This window comes from Nostoc sp. DedQUE12b (assembly GCF_034530835.1).
GTDB lineage: Bacteria > Cyanobacteriota > Cyanobacteriia > Cyanobacteriales > Nostocaceae > Nostoc.
Genome location: NZ_JAVRCI010000018.1, coordinates 62,509 through 78,958, shown reverse-complemented (window position 1 = coordinate 78,958; position 16,450 = coordinate 62,509). Strand labels below are relative to the sequence as shown.

General features: G+C 39.6%; 15 protein-coding genes and 1 tRNA gene. 7 read left to right on the top strand and 9 right to left on the bottom strand.

Annotation, left to right across the window (positions count from 1 at the left end):
- The 3 genes from RMY16_RS12015 to RMY16_RS12005 all read left to right on the top strand — a co-directional run.
- Positions 1–1,431 (top strand): CHAT domain-containing protein (locus RMY16_RS12015; RefSeq protein ID WP_322736539.1); only part of this gene is annotated, 1,431 nt, incomplete at its 5' end.
- A gap of 496 nt (positions 1,432–1,927) precedes the next feature.
- Positions 1,928–2,548, top strand: coding sequence for a hypothetical protein (locus RMY16_RS12010; RefSeq protein WP_322668490.1), 621 nt, complete (start codon positions 1,928–1,930; stop codon positions 2,546–2,548).
- Positions 2,549–2,771: 223 nt separating this feature from the next.
- Positions 2,772–2,845, top strand: a tRNA-Val gene (locus RMY16_RS12005).
- Positions 2,846–3,303: 458 nt separating this feature from the next.
- On the opposite strand, the gene RMY16_RS12000 is transcribed toward RMY16_RS12005, so the two are convergent.
- Together RMY16_RS12000 and RMY16_RS11995 are read right to left on the bottom strand one after the other, a co-directional pair.
- Positions 3,304–3,576 carry a DUF3143 domain-containing protein gene (locus RMY16_RS12000; RefSeq protein ID WP_322668492.1) on the bottom strand — a complete coding sequence of 91 codons (273 nt, stop codon included), beginning with the start codon at positions 3,574–3,576 and terminating at the stop codon, positions 3,304–3,306.
- Positions 3,577–3,607: 31 nt separating this feature from the next.
- Positions 3,608–4,132 carry a J domain-containing protein gene (locus tag RMY16_RS11995; protein ID WP_322668523.1) on the bottom strand — a complete coding sequence of 175 codons (525 nt, stop codon included), beginning with the start codon at positions 4,130–4,132 and terminating at the stop codon, positions 3,608–3,610.
- 139 nt (positions 4,133–4,271) lie between these two features.
- Here RMY16_RS11995 and RMY16_RS11990 point away from each other — a divergent pair, with 139 nt between their 5' ends.
- A complete protein-coding gene (locus RMY16_RS11990) occupies positions 4,272–4,574 on the top strand; it encodes a type II toxin-antitoxin system Phd/YefM family antitoxin (RefSeq protein WP_322736538.1) in 303 nt (100 codons plus the stop codon).
- On the opposite strand, the gene RMY16_RS11985 is transcribed toward RMY16_RS11990, so the two are convergent.
- Together RMY16_RS11985 and dnaK are read right to left on the bottom strand one after the other, a co-directional pair.
- The gene (locus tag RMY16_RS11985) at positions 4,563–5,558 is read right to left on the bottom strand and encodes a J domain-containing protein (RefSeq protein ID WP_322736537.1); all 996 of its coding nucleotides are present in this window, start codon (positions 5,556–5,558) and stop codon (positions 4,563–4,565) included. The two genes, RMY16_RS11990 and RMY16_RS11985, sit on opposite strands and share 12 nt — an antisense overlap.
- Before the next feature lie 133 nt (positions 5,559–5,691).
- Complete coding sequence (dnaK, locus tag RMY16_RS11980) at positions 5,692–7,761, bottom strand: molecular chaperone DnaK (RefSeq protein WP_322736536.1); 2,070 nt, start codon at positions 7,759–7,761, stop codon at positions 5,692–5,694.
- 326 nt (positions 7,762–8,087) lie between these two features.
- Between dnaK and RMY16_RS11975 the strand changes: the two genes are divergently transcribed.
- The 3 genes from RMY16_RS11975 to RMY16_RS11965 all read left to right on the top strand — a co-directional run bounded on the left by RMY16_RS11975 (position 8,088) and on the right by RMY16_RS11965 (position 11,555).
- Entirely contained in the window at positions 8,088–8,936 is an 849-nt protein-coding gene (locus RMY16_RS11975) for a M28 family peptidase (RefSeq protein WP_322736535.1), read from the top strand.
- A gap of 121 nt (positions 8,937–9,057) precedes the next feature.
- On the top strand, positions 9,058–10,506 hold the full coding sequence (locus RMY16_RS11970; protein ID WP_322736534.1) for a site-specific DNA-methyltransferase: 1,449 nt from the start codon (positions 9,058–9,060) through the stop codon (positions 10,504–10,506).
- A complete protein-coding gene (locus tag RMY16_RS11965) occupies positions 10,482–11,555 on the top strand; it encodes an XcyI family restriction endonuclease (RefSeq protein ID WP_322736533.1) in 1,074 nt (357 codons plus the stop codon). The genes RMY16_RS11970 and RMY16_RS11965 overlap by 25 nt, the downstream gene beginning before the upstream one ends.
- A gap of 19 nt (positions 11,556–11,574) precedes the next feature.
- On the opposite strand, the gene RMY16_RS11960 is transcribed toward RMY16_RS11965, so the two are convergent.
- The 5 genes from RMY16_RS11960 to RMY16_RS11940 all read right to left on the bottom strand — a co-directional run bounded on the left by RMY16_RS11960 (position 11,575) and on the right by RMY16_RS11940 (position 16,420).
- Positions 11,575–12,477 (bottom strand): bestrophin family protein, encoded by a 903-nt coding sequence (locus RMY16_RS11960; protein WP_416211664.1) that lies wholly within the window; start codon positions 12,475–12,477, stop codon positions 11,575–11,577.
- A gap of 479 nt (positions 12,478–12,956) precedes the next feature.
- Entirely contained in the window at positions 12,957–13,361 is a 405-nt protein-coding gene (locus RMY16_RS11955) for a VOC family protein (protein ID WP_322736532.1), read from the bottom strand.
- 633 nt (positions 13,362–13,994) lie between these two features.
- A complete protein-coding gene (locus tag RMY16_RS11950; RefSeq protein ID WP_322736531.1) occupies positions 13,995–14,309 on the bottom strand; it encodes a hypothetical protein in 315 nt (104 codons plus the stop codon).
- A gap of 139 nt (positions 14,310–14,448) precedes the next feature.
- Positions 14,449–14,823 (bottom strand): hypothetical protein, encoded by a 375-nt coding sequence (locus tag RMY16_RS11945; protein ID WP_322736530.1) that lies wholly within the window; start codon positions 14,821–14,823, stop codon positions 14,449–14,451.
- Between the two features lie 508 nt (positions 14,824–15,331).
- On the bottom strand, positions 15,332–16,420 hold the full coding sequence (locus RMY16_RS11940; protein ID WP_322736529.1) for an NAD(P)/FAD-dependent oxidoreductase: 1,089 nt from the start codon (positions 16,418–16,420) through the stop codon (positions 15,332–15,334).
- Positions 16,421–16,450 lie beyond the last annotated feature (30 nt).

The following is a 16,450-nucleotide window of genomic DNA, read 5'->3' as shown; positions in this document are numbered from 1 at the left end:
AATCCTGAAACTCCGAATCCTGAAACTCCGAATCCTGAAACTCCGAATCCTGAAACTCCGAATCCTAATCCCTGCACATTCCAATGCAATCTACCAGGTAAACCGAATAACCTTGTCCTCAATAATCCTAAGATTGATAACCCCGTTCTTAATACCGACCCCACTCCCGAAGACAATTTCACAGATGATTTTGCCGACCATTTAGGCATACCCACCCCTAGAATCAAAACCCTAGATGATGCCAAAGAAATTGCTCGCAAAATTGAAGAAGCTACTGGTGTGAAACCTGCATTTATCTACATCAGTTTTGTCCCTGTAGAAATTCTACCAGAGGAAAATTTAGGCAAAGTTCAAAAACTTACAAAACAGTTAAATACCATAGCAGAAAAGGATAGCGATCAGCTAGAAATAGTAGTAGTAACCGGCAAAGGCAACCCTATCCGCAAGCGCATCCCAGAAACAACTAAAGCCAAAGTTCTCAAAGTAGCTCAAGAATTTCGTGACCAAATCGTTAGTCCACAAAACCGTCGTCGCACCGGTTATTTGCGTTCATCTCAACAACTTTATCATTGGATTATTGCACCATTAGAGGCAGATTTACAAGCGAGAGAAATCAACAATCTGGTCTTTTTACCAGACATTGGGTTACGTTCAACCCCAATGGCAGCACTTCACGATGGTAAGGGATTTCTAGTAGAAAAATTCAGTATTGGCTTAATGCCTAGTCTTAGTTTGACTAATACCCTCTATAAAGACATCAAAAAATCTCAAATTTTAGCACTGGGAGTTTCTCAGAGTACTCAGGGACAAGAGCCTTTACCAGCAGTCCCCCTTGAGTTATCAACACTAGTGTCTAAACTGTGGCAGGGCAAATTATTGTTAGACAAGCAAGCCACCTTAGAAAATCTCAAAACTATCCGTCGCCAACAACCTTTTGGAATTATTCACATGGCAACCCATGCCGATTTTGCTACTGGTGCTTTGAGTAATTCCTATATTCAACTGTGGGAAGACAAGTTACGCTTGAACCAATTACGACAATTGCGCTTGAATGAACCTGAAGTTGAAATGCTTGTGCTAAGTGCTTGTAGAACAGCTTTAGGGGATGAAGAATCCGAACTGGGATTTGCGGGTTTAGCAGTGCTGGCAGGTGTGAAAACTAGTGTTGCTAGTCTTTGGTCAGTTAATGATGCTGGCACAGCAGCATTGATGACAAAGTTTTATGAGAACTTAAAGACAGATCCCATTAAGGCAGAAGCTCTCAGACAAGCTCAAGTAGCTATGGTCAAAGGGCAAATTTATGTCAAGGATGGACAAGTGCAAGGTTTAAAAGTAGTTGAGAATTTGCCTTTACCTGCTGACAGTGCTGATGAATCACTCATGCATCCTTATTATTGGGCTGGATTTACAATGGTTGGTAATCCTTGGTGAAAATAGGGAAAATGGAGTTAAGCTAACGCGCCTACATATTGCACTATTTTCCGTGTAGACCGTCATTAGTCATTAGTCACTTGTACTGAGTTTTGACTGCGCGGTAATCGAGCGACTTGCACTGAGCGGCGTCGAAGTGAGTCGAGATTCAACTACCGCGAACGCGAACAGCGTCTCGTAGAGAAGCCGTTGGCGCAGCCTCTCCAAGAGTTGTATTAGTGATTTGTGTTTACCAATTGGACTTTGGACAATTGACTTAGGACAACTTCACCAGTTGATGCTTAAATGCGTAATAGCTTAGAGAGCTAGGGCAAGAAAGAGATTTTTTTTGTTGCGATTAACCTAAAGTGAGTTCGACGCAGAAATACTATTACTAGTAACTTAAATAGAGCAACAGACTTCTAGCGGATACTACGGTTGAAAGATGTGTCTTCTTGCAGATGAACGCTACAATCTATCAGAAAATCAAAGAAATAGTTAAATCCAGAGTGGCTTCATGACGGCTAATTTAACACCAAAAGCAACATTTGACTTTGTTAACGTGCTATCTCAGGCTGCGGCTAAGTATAGACAACCAAAAAGTATACGCCCTAATGCTGAAATATTAGTAAAGGCGTTGCTACAAGCTGAAAAAACTGCCAAGCAACAAAAGTTGACTTATCCGTTTGAGTTTCTTCTCGGTAAATGGCAACTTTGCTTTGTCACTGGCACTAAGAAAAACAGAGGTAGTGGGGGAATTGCATTAGGCAACGGTTTCTATGTACCCAAATTTATAACAATCCATGTTTCCTTTAATGCCACTTTGGAACACGATTCAGGCAGAGGCGAAATTGCTAATCAGGTTGAGCTTAACCCAGTTTCACTGAAGCTTACGGGGCCAGTGCAATATTTCGGGAAGAAAAATTTATTGGCCTTTGACTTTAACCAGATGATTATCAGTTTGTTTGGTCGTGTTATTTACAATAGAGCAATCCGTGCTGGTAAAGTTCAAACAGAAGATTTCTACAACCAACCTATAGCTAAACTACCTTTCTTTGGCTTCTTTTTAGTGACAGAAGATTTCATTGCAGCTCGCGGTCGTGGGGGAGGATTGGCATTTTGGATTCGAGAAACTTAAAGACGCTTGCAGGAAATCAGGCAGTCTTGCTAGAGGCAAACAGAAAGAGGATTTGACTTATTTGTTTGATTTATAGCAAGTGGTGCAACCTTTTTACAAATCAAACAAATACTTCACATCATCTGCGCTTAATTACTTAAGGACTGATAGAGTTTATCTTATTTGGTCTTTTATCTTGCCTTATCAGAGAAGTATATGCTACAATTGATAATTGTGTGGTTAAGGACGTATAGCTCAGTTGGTTAGAGCGCTACGTTGACATCGTAGAGGTCACTGGTTCGAATCCAGTTACGTCCATTAATGTACAGTGAGTAATTGTTTGTCATTGTGACTTTACCCATAACTTTGCCGCAACGGCAGCTTATGGTTCCAATAGGGCGCGGCAAAGTTATGCTTCCAATTTTCCAGGTGTAGAGAAAGAAGCCAACTTACTCTGCCCTTTTAAGTTTAATAGCTTTACACTCCAATTTCACGTCGTGTTTCATTTAAAGCAGCACGAACCTGTTTGTAACGGAGATATCCAGGATGAGTCATTATTTCAGACACACGAGCTTCTGAGGGGTATTCTCCTTGATTATGCAACTTAAGTACCAATACGGTTCAGTTAAGGCTAAAACTCTGTTATCCAAGTCAATTTTTTAACGAACCGCCTTCTCTACGAGAGGCGCTAACGCGTAGCTTCTCGTAGATAAGGTGCAGAGGAAGGAGAGAGAAGAAAGAGAAGGAAATAAATTGCTTAACTGAACTGTATTGCCCTATGGCCCAGAAAACACAGCTTGTTCTACATCATCCCGACTAAGAGAATACTTGAATGAGCGTTGGATATCTTGTCCATTTTCCCCAGATTGAAGATATCGCACTACAATTTGCTCAACATCAAGCCATAATTCAGCTTGCCAATTAGGCCGCTGTACACGCCAGCAATGCCTTTGTGTTTCGTCTTGTTGACAGCCTTGATCTTTTAGCCACTGCTCAATTTGTGGCAGGGGATGATTATATAGGGGAGTATCAGAGGGAAGAAGAGCCATAGGAATTTTAGATTTTGAATTAGGAAATTGTTTAATTTTTAATTATCGCCTGGGTAATTAGTTGCGACATATAGGTAATCTGCTGTTGTACAAATGTAGTTGGTTGCAGCAAATGGGAATGGATCGCAGCCTCGCCACGAGTTAAGCCAATGGCAACTGCTAATAACAGACAACCTACAAATGTTAACACCAGCATAAACAAAGCAAAGATTTCGCCAGATGATAAGGGGCGATCGCTCGCATCGAGGTAAGCTGATTTTGACCAGTCATGAGAATGGGAGACAGGATGATTCAAATCAGGGGGTGGTTGAATCACTCCAAAGCGGGAATAGCCAATTTTTAAATCGTAACTTAACCGCCGTTCTGGATGGCTAAGAGTGGCGTAGGCTTCGTTGATTTGCTGAAATTTGGGAGTAGCGATCGCAGTCGGCAAGTCTGTAGTATCAGGATGATAGACCTTGCTCAGTTGCCGATAAGCGCGACGAATGTCAATTACCGATGCCCAGGGATGCAGTCCTAGCAGGGAGTAATAAGTTGGTTCGCTGCTTTGTGGCATTGCCCCGTTTTGATTCACATCTGTTTGAGTCACTTTGCTCAAAGATATTTTTTATATTTTAAATCCTTTATGAATTGGAGAAGACACAGCAGGTCTAGCATCTGATAAGATAACTTAATAAAGCATTTAATTAGATGCGATGCAGATCAAAATTAATCTCGAAAATATTCAAACTCTTACCGACTTCAAGCGCAATGCCAAAGATTACGTAGATAGAATCAAAGCCACAAAGTCGCCGCTTGTACTAACGGTGAATGGGAAAGCTGAGGTTGTGGTGCATGAAGCGCAAGCGTTTCAACAGATGATAGATGAACTCCAGCGTCTTGAGGAAGAACTGCAAAAACTCAAGTTAGAAGCATTACACAGTCAGGTTAACATTGGTATTAAGCAACTCGATAGTGGACAGTATACTGAATATAACGACGAGTCACTAACGTATTAAATCAGCACGGGGTTTAAAGGTTTCAATTTGCCGCAACTTTTCGTAAAGCTCCCGTTCTTCTTGACTAATATTTTTCGGTGTAACTATTTGAATTTCTACTAACTGATCGCCACGTTTTCCGTCATCATTAGGATAACCTTTATTACCTAATCTAAATTTTTGACCAGACCTAACTCCAGGAGGGGTGGTCATTTTCACAGGCCCATCAAGAGTAGGTGCTTCTACCTGTCCTCCTAAAACTGCCTCGCTGGGAGTAACAGGTACTTGGCAGACGATGTTTAAACCTTCTAGCTTAAATAATGGATGAGGTTCAACGGTAATTTTTAAGTATAGATCGCCACCACTAACGCCTTGGTTCCGCAAACGGATGGTTTGACCTGTTACCATCCCAGGAGGCATATTAACTTCTAGCGATCGCCCATCTTCCAAACGAATGCGTTCATTACCACCTTGATAAGCTTTTTCTAGTGGAAGCGTTAATCTGGCTTCTATATCTCGGCGGGTTGTGCGAGGCGGAGTGTTAACTGTGTAAGCAACTTTTGTTCTGGGGGAACGGAACGGATCGCTATTATTGCCATTACTGGAGTTATTTGCCGCACTCTTATTTTTGACACCAATAACTTGATTAATAAAGCTTTCAAAGTCCGAGAATTGGCTAGGATCTACATCTTGATTCCCGTTGCGATCGCTAGCGCTACTCTGCCAAGTTTTAGCTTTCGGCGTCTGTTTGTTACCTGCAAAGCCTTTTTGCTTCCAGTAGCGGCTAAACTGGTCGTACTGCGATCGCTTGGCTGGATCGGAAAGAACTTCATAAGCCTCGCCAATATCCTTAAATTTTTCCTCAGATTCTTTGTTACCCGGATTCAGATCGGGGTGATATTGCCTTGCTAACCGCCGATAAACCTTTTTAATTTCCTCAGCAGAGGCATCTTTAGATACTCCTAAAATCTCATAGTAATCGCGAAAGTTCGGCAAATTTTGCATAGTTCAGTTATTTAAATTTTAGATTTTAGATTAATTAAGAGTTATGAGTTAGGAGGTAGGAGTTATGAGTTGAAAGATTTATTTTTAACTCCTGTACAGACGCGATTAATCGCGTCTGTACTCCTAACTTTTCTTATAACCAATCATTGTCTTCTTCATCATCCCAGTTATCTTGGTAGCTGGGGCGGGATTTGCGTGGAGGACGGCTTTCATAAGAGGAAGAACGATTATCGCGGCTATAATCTCTACCGTAATCTTTGCCATAGTCTTTACTGTATGAGTCGCGTTCTCGATATGTATCTCTGGGAAATTCGCGTTCTCGTTCTTTCTCACCGCCAGTAAAGATGTCACGGATAGTCCCAAACAAATCATCGTCTTCATCTTCAGCATAAGTCTGGCGGACTTCCCGATTTAGCTCATAGAGAGCATCTTGCAAGTCGGCGTAGGCTTGATCGATACCGCGATCACTACTTTCCTGAAGACTCTCTTTCAGTTGTCGGCAAATATTATCAATTCTTTGGCGACGATTGCGGGCAAACTGCATACCAAATTCCAGGGCGACTTCCCTTAGTTGCCGTTCTGCTTGGAAAATCAACGCTTCAGAACGAGTCCGCTTTTCTATTCTTTCTTTACGTTCGCGATCAACATCGGCGTATTTTTGAGCGTCTTGAATCATCCGATTCACTTCCGACTCGTTCAAGGTGGAAGCGCCTTGAATGGTGATACTCTGCTCTCGCCCAGTGGTTCTATCTAGGGCTGTTACCTGTAAAATACCATTAGCATCAATATCAAATGACACCTGAACTTGGGGAATTCCTCGTGGCGCAGGTGGGATGCCATAGAGCTTGAACCTTCCTAAAGACTTGTTGTTTGCTGCCATTTCCCGTTCGCCCTGAACTACGTGAATTTCCACAGTATTTTGGTTATTTTCAGACGTGGAAAAAATGTCAGAACGGCGTACTGGGATGGTGGTGTTGCGGGGAATAAGTTTTTTCATCACGCCGCCGATGGTTTCCAATCCCAAAGAGAGGGGTGTGACATCCAAAAGCAGCACATCTTTGAGTTCACCGGCGAGAATACCTGCCTGGATTGCTGCACCCACTCCTACCACTTCATCGGGGTTGACGTTCTCGTTCGGTTCTGTACCAATCAAATCCCGTACAAGCTGTTTTACCATTGGCATTCGTGTAGAACCGCCAACTAACACAACTTCTTCAATGTCTCTAGGTGAAAGTCCGGCATCTTTGAGGGCGCGTTTTACTGGTGTCCGCAATCTTCCTACCAAATCACCACACAAACCTTCAAATTGGGAACGAGTTAAACGAGTTTCTAGATGTTTGGGGCCATCTTCCGTGGCAGTGATGAAGGGTAAATTGATGTCGGTGACACTGACAGCAGAAAGCTCAATTTTGGCTTTTTCCGCCGCTTCCATGAGACGTTGCAAAGCTTGGCGATCGCGTCTTAAATCTACCTCTTCTGTTTCCAGAAATTGCTCTGCTAACCAATCTACTATTATTTTGTCAAAGTCATTCCCACCAAGTTGCGTATCTCCACTAGTAGCTTTGACTTCAAATATCCCATCGCCTACTTCTAAAATCGACACGTCAAAGGTGCCACCACCCAAGTCAAATACTAAGATCGTTTCCGTGTCACCCCGATCTAATCCATAAGCCAAAGATGCCGCAGTCGGTTCATTGAGAATCCGCAGCACCTCTAAACCAGCAATTCTGCCAGCATCGCGGGTTGCCTGCCGTTGAGAATCATTAAAATAGGCGGGTACTGTAATTACTGCCCCTGTGACTGGTTCACCCAAATAGCGACTAGCATCGTCTGCCAATTTCTTCAGCACCATTGCCGAAATTTCTTCTGGGGCAAAATCTTTATTCAGACGAGGACAGGCAATTTTAATATTACCTACTTCGTCTTTGCGGATGGTGTAGGGCACACGCTTAGAATCTGCATTAAGTTCACCATACTTCCGCCCAATGAAACGTTTAACTGCAAAAAAAGTATTTTGAGGATTGAGGACGGTTTGTCGCCGTGCCATTTGCCCAACCACCCTTTCACCTTCTTTGCTGAAGCCAACTACGGAGGGGGTTGTTCGCATTCCTTCTGCATTGGCAATCACCACCGGCTTGCCACCCTCCATAACGGCGACTACTGAGTTGGTTGTACCCAAGTCGATGCCGACTACCTTGCCCATGCGTTACTCTTCTCCTAAAGTGTCTTATATATTTATTATGATTGGGCGGAACTACCTCTAGCTTTGTGCTACAAGATAAAAACACCTCAATGTATAATACTCAAATACTCATCATTAAGGCAGTAAGCTAAGAAGTGCAGCTAGAGGAGATAGTTGCAAGACTAGGATAGCATTGAGATGGTTGGTGTGCCTAAGCAGCCTCAATTCTTGATATCCGCCTATTTCTGTTTAAGTTATCTGCAAGTTGGTAAATTCACCTTAATAATGCTTGCTTTGCTTGTTTGAGTGCCTGAAAATTCTCATATTATTGCTACTACTTAAAAGATTTGAATTTAACAGAGCGATTACAGACTTCCCTGAGTGAGATAGCGCGAGAACGCGATCCTTACATGGCAACGGCTGGACATTTTTTTGTCCAAGAATACATCCGCCAGCAATTTTCTCAATGGGGGAGTGTGGAAATCCACACCTTTAAAGTCAGAGGTAAAGCTTGTAATAACTTGATATTAAATTTACCATCCCAAGCTAAAGGGCAAAAAAAGGATTTACTACCAATTTTAATTGGCGCTCATTATGATGGCGTTCCAGGAACAGTTGCAGCTGATGATAATGCTACAGGTGTGGCGGTGTTGCTGGAATTGGCGAGAAAGTTTGCTGCCCAAGCTGTGAGATATCCCTTAAGGCTGGTTGCTTTCGATATGGAAGAATACGGCTTACTGGGTAGTGCTGATTATGCAGCCCTGTTGCATCAACAAAAGCAACAGCTACGCTTAATGATCTCCCTAGAAATGCTGGGCTATAAGGATTCTACACCTGGTTCCCAAAGTTACCCCCCTCCTCTGGAACGCTTCTACCCAGATACGGGTGATTTTATTGCTTTAATTGGCAACTTGCGGACATTGCCTGACTTAATTGGGATGAGCCGTAATATTCGCAAAGCTGGCGTATCTAGTCAATGGCTACCCGTGCCAAATCGAGGTTTAATAGTTCCCCAAACCAGACTTAGCGATCATGCACCATTTTGGGATTTAGGTTATCCGGCAATGATGGTGACAGATACAGCATTCTTACGAAATCCACATTATCACAAGGCTAGTGATGCGATCGCTACTTTGGATTTAGATTTTCTTACTCGTGTATGTCAAGGTTTAGAGATGGCGATTCGGAGTCTATAAAAAAGTTAATAGAATGATGCTCTGAAAAATAATATTTCTTGAGGATAAATATAAACTAAAAAATAATAGCTAAAAAATATTAATATAGTTATCAAGAAAAGTTTAATCTGTAAGTAATTTAATGCAATTTATATCCTCTTCAAATCAAAGAAACGAGCTTTACGAAAAATTTAAATTAAAGATTATTCATAATTCTTGTTTAGATAGAACCTTAGTTAGTTACCAAGGTAATAAAGAAATTCCATTTTCTTCCTGGTTTAAATATAGAGAAGGATTTTCGGAACGTCTAGTTACCTATCTTCTTCAAAAATTTAAACCAGAACCAGGTGTACTCATAGATCCATTTTCAGGAGTTGGCTCATCTTTGTTTGCTGCAAGTGCATTAGGGTGGCAAACTACGGGAATCGAACTGTTACCTGTTGGGCTTTTTGCCACACAAGCTCGAATCATTGCTCAGAAAATAGATGTAGAGTTATTAAATTTAGAAATTACAAAGTTCAAACAAATCAATTTTTGGGACTATTACGATCAATTGTTTATATTTAATCATTTAGCAATAACTCGTGGAGCATTTTCTTCGAGCAATGAAGAACAACTAATTGGGTACATATCTTACTGTAATAATGTTATTCAAAATAAAGATATCAGTACTCTGTTTCTATATGCTGCATTTTGTATTTTAGAGGATATTAGCTACACTAGAAAAGATGGACAATATCTGCGCTGGGATAGTCGTTCAGGCCGTTCAAAGGGAAATAGTGAATTTAATAAAGGAGAAATTTTATCTTTTAAAGATGCAATTAATCGAAAACTAAAGCAGATTATGTCGGATTTAAATATCAGCCCTATCCAACTAGATTTATTTAGTGAGAATTTATTATTAAAATTGGCAATCAATAAATCTAGTATTGTCGGAAATACAGAACCTAACCTTTATGAAGGTTCTTGTTTAGAAATTCTTCCAACTCTCCAAGAGAATAGTATTGATTTTGTCATTACGTCTCCACCCTATGTTAATAGATATGATTACACTCGCACGTATGCTCTTGAACTTGCATTTTTGGGATGCAGTGAAGAAAAAGTGAAGTATTTACGTCAGCAAATGCTATCATGCACTGTAGAAAACCGTGATAAACGTAATTATTTAGAGAAGTATTATACGAGTATAGAACGTTATCATAATTTCCTAAAAATAGATTTTACTTTCAAAAGTCAGGCTGCATTGCAAGAAGTATTAATAATACTAGAAATTTATAAAAAACAAGGTAAATTAAATAATGACAATATTGTCAGAATGGTAGGTAATTATTTTTACGAAATGTGCTTTGTAATTTATGAATTAGCTCGTATTCTCAAACCCGGTGGTATAATCGCAATGGTAAATGATAACGTCAGATATGCTGGAGAAGAAGTTCCTGTAGACCTGATTTTATCAGATATAGCAGAGTCTTTTGGACTGAAAACGCGATATATTTGGACATTAGGAAGAGGTAAAGGAAATAGTAGCCAGCAAATGGGAAATCACGGACGCACAGAACTACGTAAATGCGTTTATATTTGGGAAAAGTGAGTACTGTGCCATTAAATGAAACAAATCTCTTAACTGAGGCACATCGTATAAACTATCGCTTGCGTTCAACCTTCTTTTATCGCAAGCTTAAGGAATACAAAACGCTATCTTTACGAACTAAAATTGATGATTTATTACCCGTTACTCATTTATATAGTTGGAATAATTGGGTAGAATGGGGTATTGGAAAAGAAGCATTTACCTACATCAATGAACACCCTAACTTACAACTCATTCAGGTATTTTGCCATCCCAGGTTAATTAGAGAACACTCTTCATTGTTAGCTTACTATCGTAATATTGCGGCACTTTCTCAGAAAGCTGTTAAGTATTTAGCAGCAATTGATGTAAAAAGAATTGAACTCGATCAAGAAAATAAATATTCTCTAGCAGAAGATAAAGCCTTAGCTCTTTCTCGGCTTTTTAATGAACATATATCGCTGATAATTGATAGCTCTATAGAAAGTTTGACTGAGGAAGAATTATATGGAATACTACTAGCCTCAACAGGGACACAAATAGACGGTTCTTGGCGTAATGCTATTGGGGAAGAGGCAGAAAAAGTTGTACAGCGACTTCTTATCAAAGAGGTTAAGGAACGCAATCTTCTTGCTGCTTTTATTCCCCGTCAAGGTACAGGAGTTGAAGTATATAATTCTAGCAGACTTGAGGAACAACTAGGAAATATTGAGGACTATCGGGGCGTAATGTTGGCTAATCATACCTCTATATTATTTTCTAGTGAGCCAGATATTTCACTTTTAAACAATCAAGGTACAACAGTCGGTGTAATTGAGATAAAAGGAGGAACTGATCCTGCGGGAGCATTAGAACGTTATGGTGCTGCTAAAAAATCTTTTGAAGAAGTTTTTCGGAGGAACCCAAAGGTTAAATCTATTCTAATTGCCAGTTGTATCACTACTGAAGTACATACTCGTATTCGGAATGATCCGATAATATCCACTTATTTTAACTTGACAGAAATATTGAGTGAAGACTCAAGGCTATATGACCAGTTTGTTAAAGAAGTATTTTTAATACTACAATAATTTATAATGCCTGATTTAATCATATATTTTCTCTGTGCGATCGCGCATTGGGAGTCAAAGTAATTAAATCGTCAATATTACGCTTCATTGTTTCACAAATTGCGTCTAATGGTAAATCATTAGCGTCATAACCAAAAGGATTTTCTATCTCTAAGCCAATGGCTTCAATGCCAAACAAAGTGAACCCAACTAAAGCAGAAACTAAACCTGTCCACCAACCGAGACTGTCTACTATTTGAAATGGTAGCAAAAAGCAATATAGTATCAGTAATTGCTTCAAATGAATAGCATAAGCAAGCGGCATAGGCGTTTTTAAAATACGTTCGCAAGCACCTAAATTATCCACAAGACTATTCAATAATTCTTGCATTGATGTTAGCTGGTAGCTATTAAGACAATTACGATGGTACTGTTGCTGTAAATAATCTCCTATCCAAAAGGCAACCTCTATAGGAGGATTATTCATAATCTTCAGTTTTATGTACTTAGTAGATGGCATTAAGTCTTTTAACTCGCTATTGACACCTTCTCCTCGCAAATGTAATTTAGTTGTTACAGCGAACGCTACCAATAAGTTTAATGCCGTAATTTTATTATCTTTATCTTCTGGTGAAATTTCATCAACTGATACCCAAATTTGCCTCGCTAAATTTCGGACGTTATTTACTAGAGAACCCCAGCATTTTCTCCCTTCCCAAAATCGTTCATAAGCAGTATTTGTACGAAAGACAAGTAACAAACCTAAAACAATACTAGGAATCACATTTACTAAAATAGGCTGGGATACAGGTTTTTCAAAATGGTGAAGCAGAGAAATTAATAATCCAAAAGCTCCACACCATAAAACATGTTTGAAAATTGCTTTTATTACTGAACCTTTAGGTTGTAATGCTGTGTAGAACCATTTGATTTTTTCGTTCATTATGTATTCACCCTAGTAAAATCTTTATTGAGCTGAGAGAGAAAGTCAGCATTTGTTAGCTTAAAAATAATAATTATAAAAATAGCACAATTAGCAAAGAGATACTTGAAAACTATTCTTGTTAAGAAAATTATGTACTGGCGACTATGTATTGTATTCTAGTTTCTGTTATAAAATTTCGATTCCAGTTAGATACCTATTCCTATTATTAATACTGAGGCAAAAAGTTTTTTGATCGTCAATTAAGTAAATATTATATAAAAATCAAAAGCGATGCCTACAAGGCAATTGTAAAGAAATATAAAGATTTTCCAATGCTTGCATAAATCCGGCATTTCATCCCGATAAATCTATGGAAGAAAAGGTATATTCCTATCGATAATGTTCATACAGCATTAGTCGGTATCATGTACCCCAGTAAATCAAAAAGTTCTAGCCTGTAAAAATCCTGCCCTGTACATTAAACGTCTAGACATAACTTATTTGGTTATGTCTTTTTTGTTGTCATTAGTCTCAAAACGTTGAATTTCAATCAAATAACCATCAGGATCGCGAAAAAAGCAGTGATAAATATTGTACTTTTCATTTAGTGTAGGTGGCTTTTCAAATTCGACGCCACGTTCTTTGAGATATTCAAACCATTCATCCACCTGCTGTGTTACCAGGGTAAAAATGACACTTGAGTGTTTGTCAGTTGCAGGAGTTGTTTCGCTTGCTTGACACAATCCTAAGTATCCAGAATCACTAACAGTATAAATTCGACAGGTTCCTTGGTCAAGCCATAACTCCAAACCTAGCTTTTGTTCGTAGAATTCTGTAGATGTATTGAGGTTATGGGTAGAGAAGAAGGTAACTTGTTGGTCGATTTGCGGATGAGTAGACATAAGACACATTTGAGTATATACCCTAACGACATCGGGCGATCGCAGATGTAAAAATTGATTGATGTTAGAAACCTGTTACTGCTCCAGAATGCCTTAGTGCATCTGGAGTTTCTTTTTGGAAAAAGCCATAAAAATTTTCCCAATCATCCTGATATGGCAAAACATAGCTGAATAAGGATGCATACTGAATCATTTATATTTAACACGGGCATCACTTCTTGATGTACCCTTCCTACCAAACAACTCTCGCAAAACAGCCTCAGCTTATCTGGGGCTGTTTTGCGTTACTTCCAACAGAGAAACAGTGTAAACGAGAATCCTCAAACAGTTTTATCTCCATTTGAGTGTATACCCTGATGACGTAGGATTTTCTCAGGGTGAAAATTTGGTATAGGTAAATGCGTATCTTTCCTGACTCCAGATTTGTCACAAACATTTCTGGAGTTTTTTCATTACTGGAGTTCAAAATTAGCAGTTTTGCACCGGGAACTAGTCTAAACTCCAGTGAATATCTGATTTTTCTATAAATTCCTAGAACGCAAAAACAAAATAGTACTTGAATAAGTAAGAAGTACAATTGATATTTTATCAACTTAGTCATAAAAGTGAATGTTTACAATCAAGGGAAAGTAGTTAAGCGATCGCACTTCCAATTTTGACTAAATCAAAGTGCGATCGCAGTAAATATAACGGTTGCGTTTGTAACTCATCATTGCTACCTCCACTACTGAATACCAACTCAATATCCGCTGTATCTGCTGGCACTCTCACTACCCCTTGACCGATTACCATTAATGAATGGCGATCGCTTGCTGGTGGGTAAAACAATTGGGCATTAGTGGCTTTGGGTGTTAATGCCCCTACCCCAACAGTCACGGAAATACTTAGCATTAGAGCAGTTATTTTTCTCATATCCTGGGAATATCCTTTGAAATTGGTGATTGTCAAAGTTTACACCTCAAGAGTAATCTACTTAAAAAATATTGAGCTAATCCCACGACTAAAGGCTGTGGGATTAACTCAAAAATTCAAAATTCACTGCGGACGTTATGATATCTCAGCAGAGAGCCAAATCTCGTTAGAACTATTAACCAAACCAGTGAGAGGGTTCACAAGCTGGTTGAACTGTTTCACAAACACAATGGCTAATCCAATCTGACTTTTCTTGAACGATTAAACAAATACCTTGGTGAATCAAATTCTGTAAATGTAGTTGCTGTTCTAAGGGTTTACGAGGCAATTTGTAATAAGCCAAGCTTCCTTGTTCAGCCTCCGCTGGAATCTGTTCATCAGACATGACACTGTAAAAGGAGGGAATGCGGTTGAGAACGAAAGTAATTAGCTCTTGGCGTAAATCAGGAATTGCAAAGGCTTGTTGATATGGATGGGATGGATATGTATTCAAAATACTTTCAATTTCTCCCACTATTGATTGTTGTGTTAAATTGACTACCGTTTTCATGATTTTTAAACTCCTTTTTTCATCAAGTCAATACTTGGTGGAGAAAATAACTTTTTTAGATGGCAACGTCGTGATGACAATCAGTTAAAAGTAACTCAACTTACAGATGCAATCAACCCCGAAACTAGCCTATTATCTTGGTACAATCTCAGACATTTGGCTTTGCTTATTTTAGTTAAAGTTTATACTGTCTCACAGCATGACTTATTAAAACAGCGTCCAATAAGCTGGTAATTTACCGACATTTTATATTTATAAGCCTAATTATTTCAAATTTCTGCCAAAAAAGCAGAAATCTACATAAAACGCAGCAGAAAAGCTAGGGGATCAAGATTAAAAGCAATAAAAACACTTGAATTAGGAACAAGTTTTTCATGAAGTTAAGCTTTTCGGGTAATTGGCATCACTTTTTAGGTTCGCAGCAAATTTTGCTATTTCATCTAAAAAACTTATTGGTTGCACTTTAATTTAGTCAGTCAGAAAAATAGCGACTTAGGATAGTGCAGGATCAGTCTAGCGACAGATGAAATGATCGAGCAAAAACGTTTAAAAAGTTCACATTATCGAAAGGAAGATGACGTAACTGATTATTAATTTCATCAGCCGCAGCTAATCCAGAAAGCATCGCACCTTCGACAAGATTCCCGCCACACCAATCACCACAGCAAATTAAAGGTAAGGGAGTTCCGGCTGACAAAAAAGCTTCGTGCCAAGGACGGCTTGGAAAGGCATAACGCCAACGATGTACTTGCATCCATTCAGGAGTATTGAGCCAAGGAAGAGACAAAGATTCCGCTGCTCGTTGCAACATAAGTTGTCCAGCAGATTGTAAATCCTGTGATTCTAGATGAATTTGGGCAAAATTAGCGCTACTTTGCACCACAAAATGTGGTTGTTGAGAGTTAGGACGCTTGCTACTATCTAAACCAATCCATGCTAAATCAGCATCATCCACAAAAGTTAGGGCTTTCCATTCAGGGAGGGGTTCAGATGTAGAAGGATATCCAGCGATCGCACTAATTGAAGGATAAAATTCTACAGAACGCAAATTATCAAGAAAGGCTGCATCCAATACACTTTCACCCAAAGGTTCTAACAGCATCACAGCTTGGGGTGCAGGAATAGCGACAACTATAGCTTTTGCAGTTAATTCTTCATTACTAGATTCGAGAGTCAGACGCCAGCTATTTTCGGGAGTTGGAGTAATAGCGATAACACGCTGATTCAGTAATATTTCTAAACCTGGAGCGAGAGATTTAGCGATCGCACTCATTCCCGCAGGCGCAACATAACGCGGAGTGCGGTTTTTCGGTTCAGATAAAGGAGCGCCTGTTGTAAGTTCGTAAACGTCATCTGTCCAAACTTCTAGGATATGGCGATCGCGCAATATCTCCACAAAACGTCTAAATAATTCACCCTTTGGCTTCAGGTAACAAGCCCCATGATCCGCCAAAGTTCCATGCAAGCGGCGTGTAGCTAGTCTTCCTCCCAAACCACGCGACTTTTCCACCACTACCACCGAATATCCAGCTTGACTTAACTGCTGGGCGCAGACTAAACCGGCAATTCCGGCACCAATCACTGCAATATCAGTCATGAGTCAATAGTCCCTAGTTAATTATTGGTC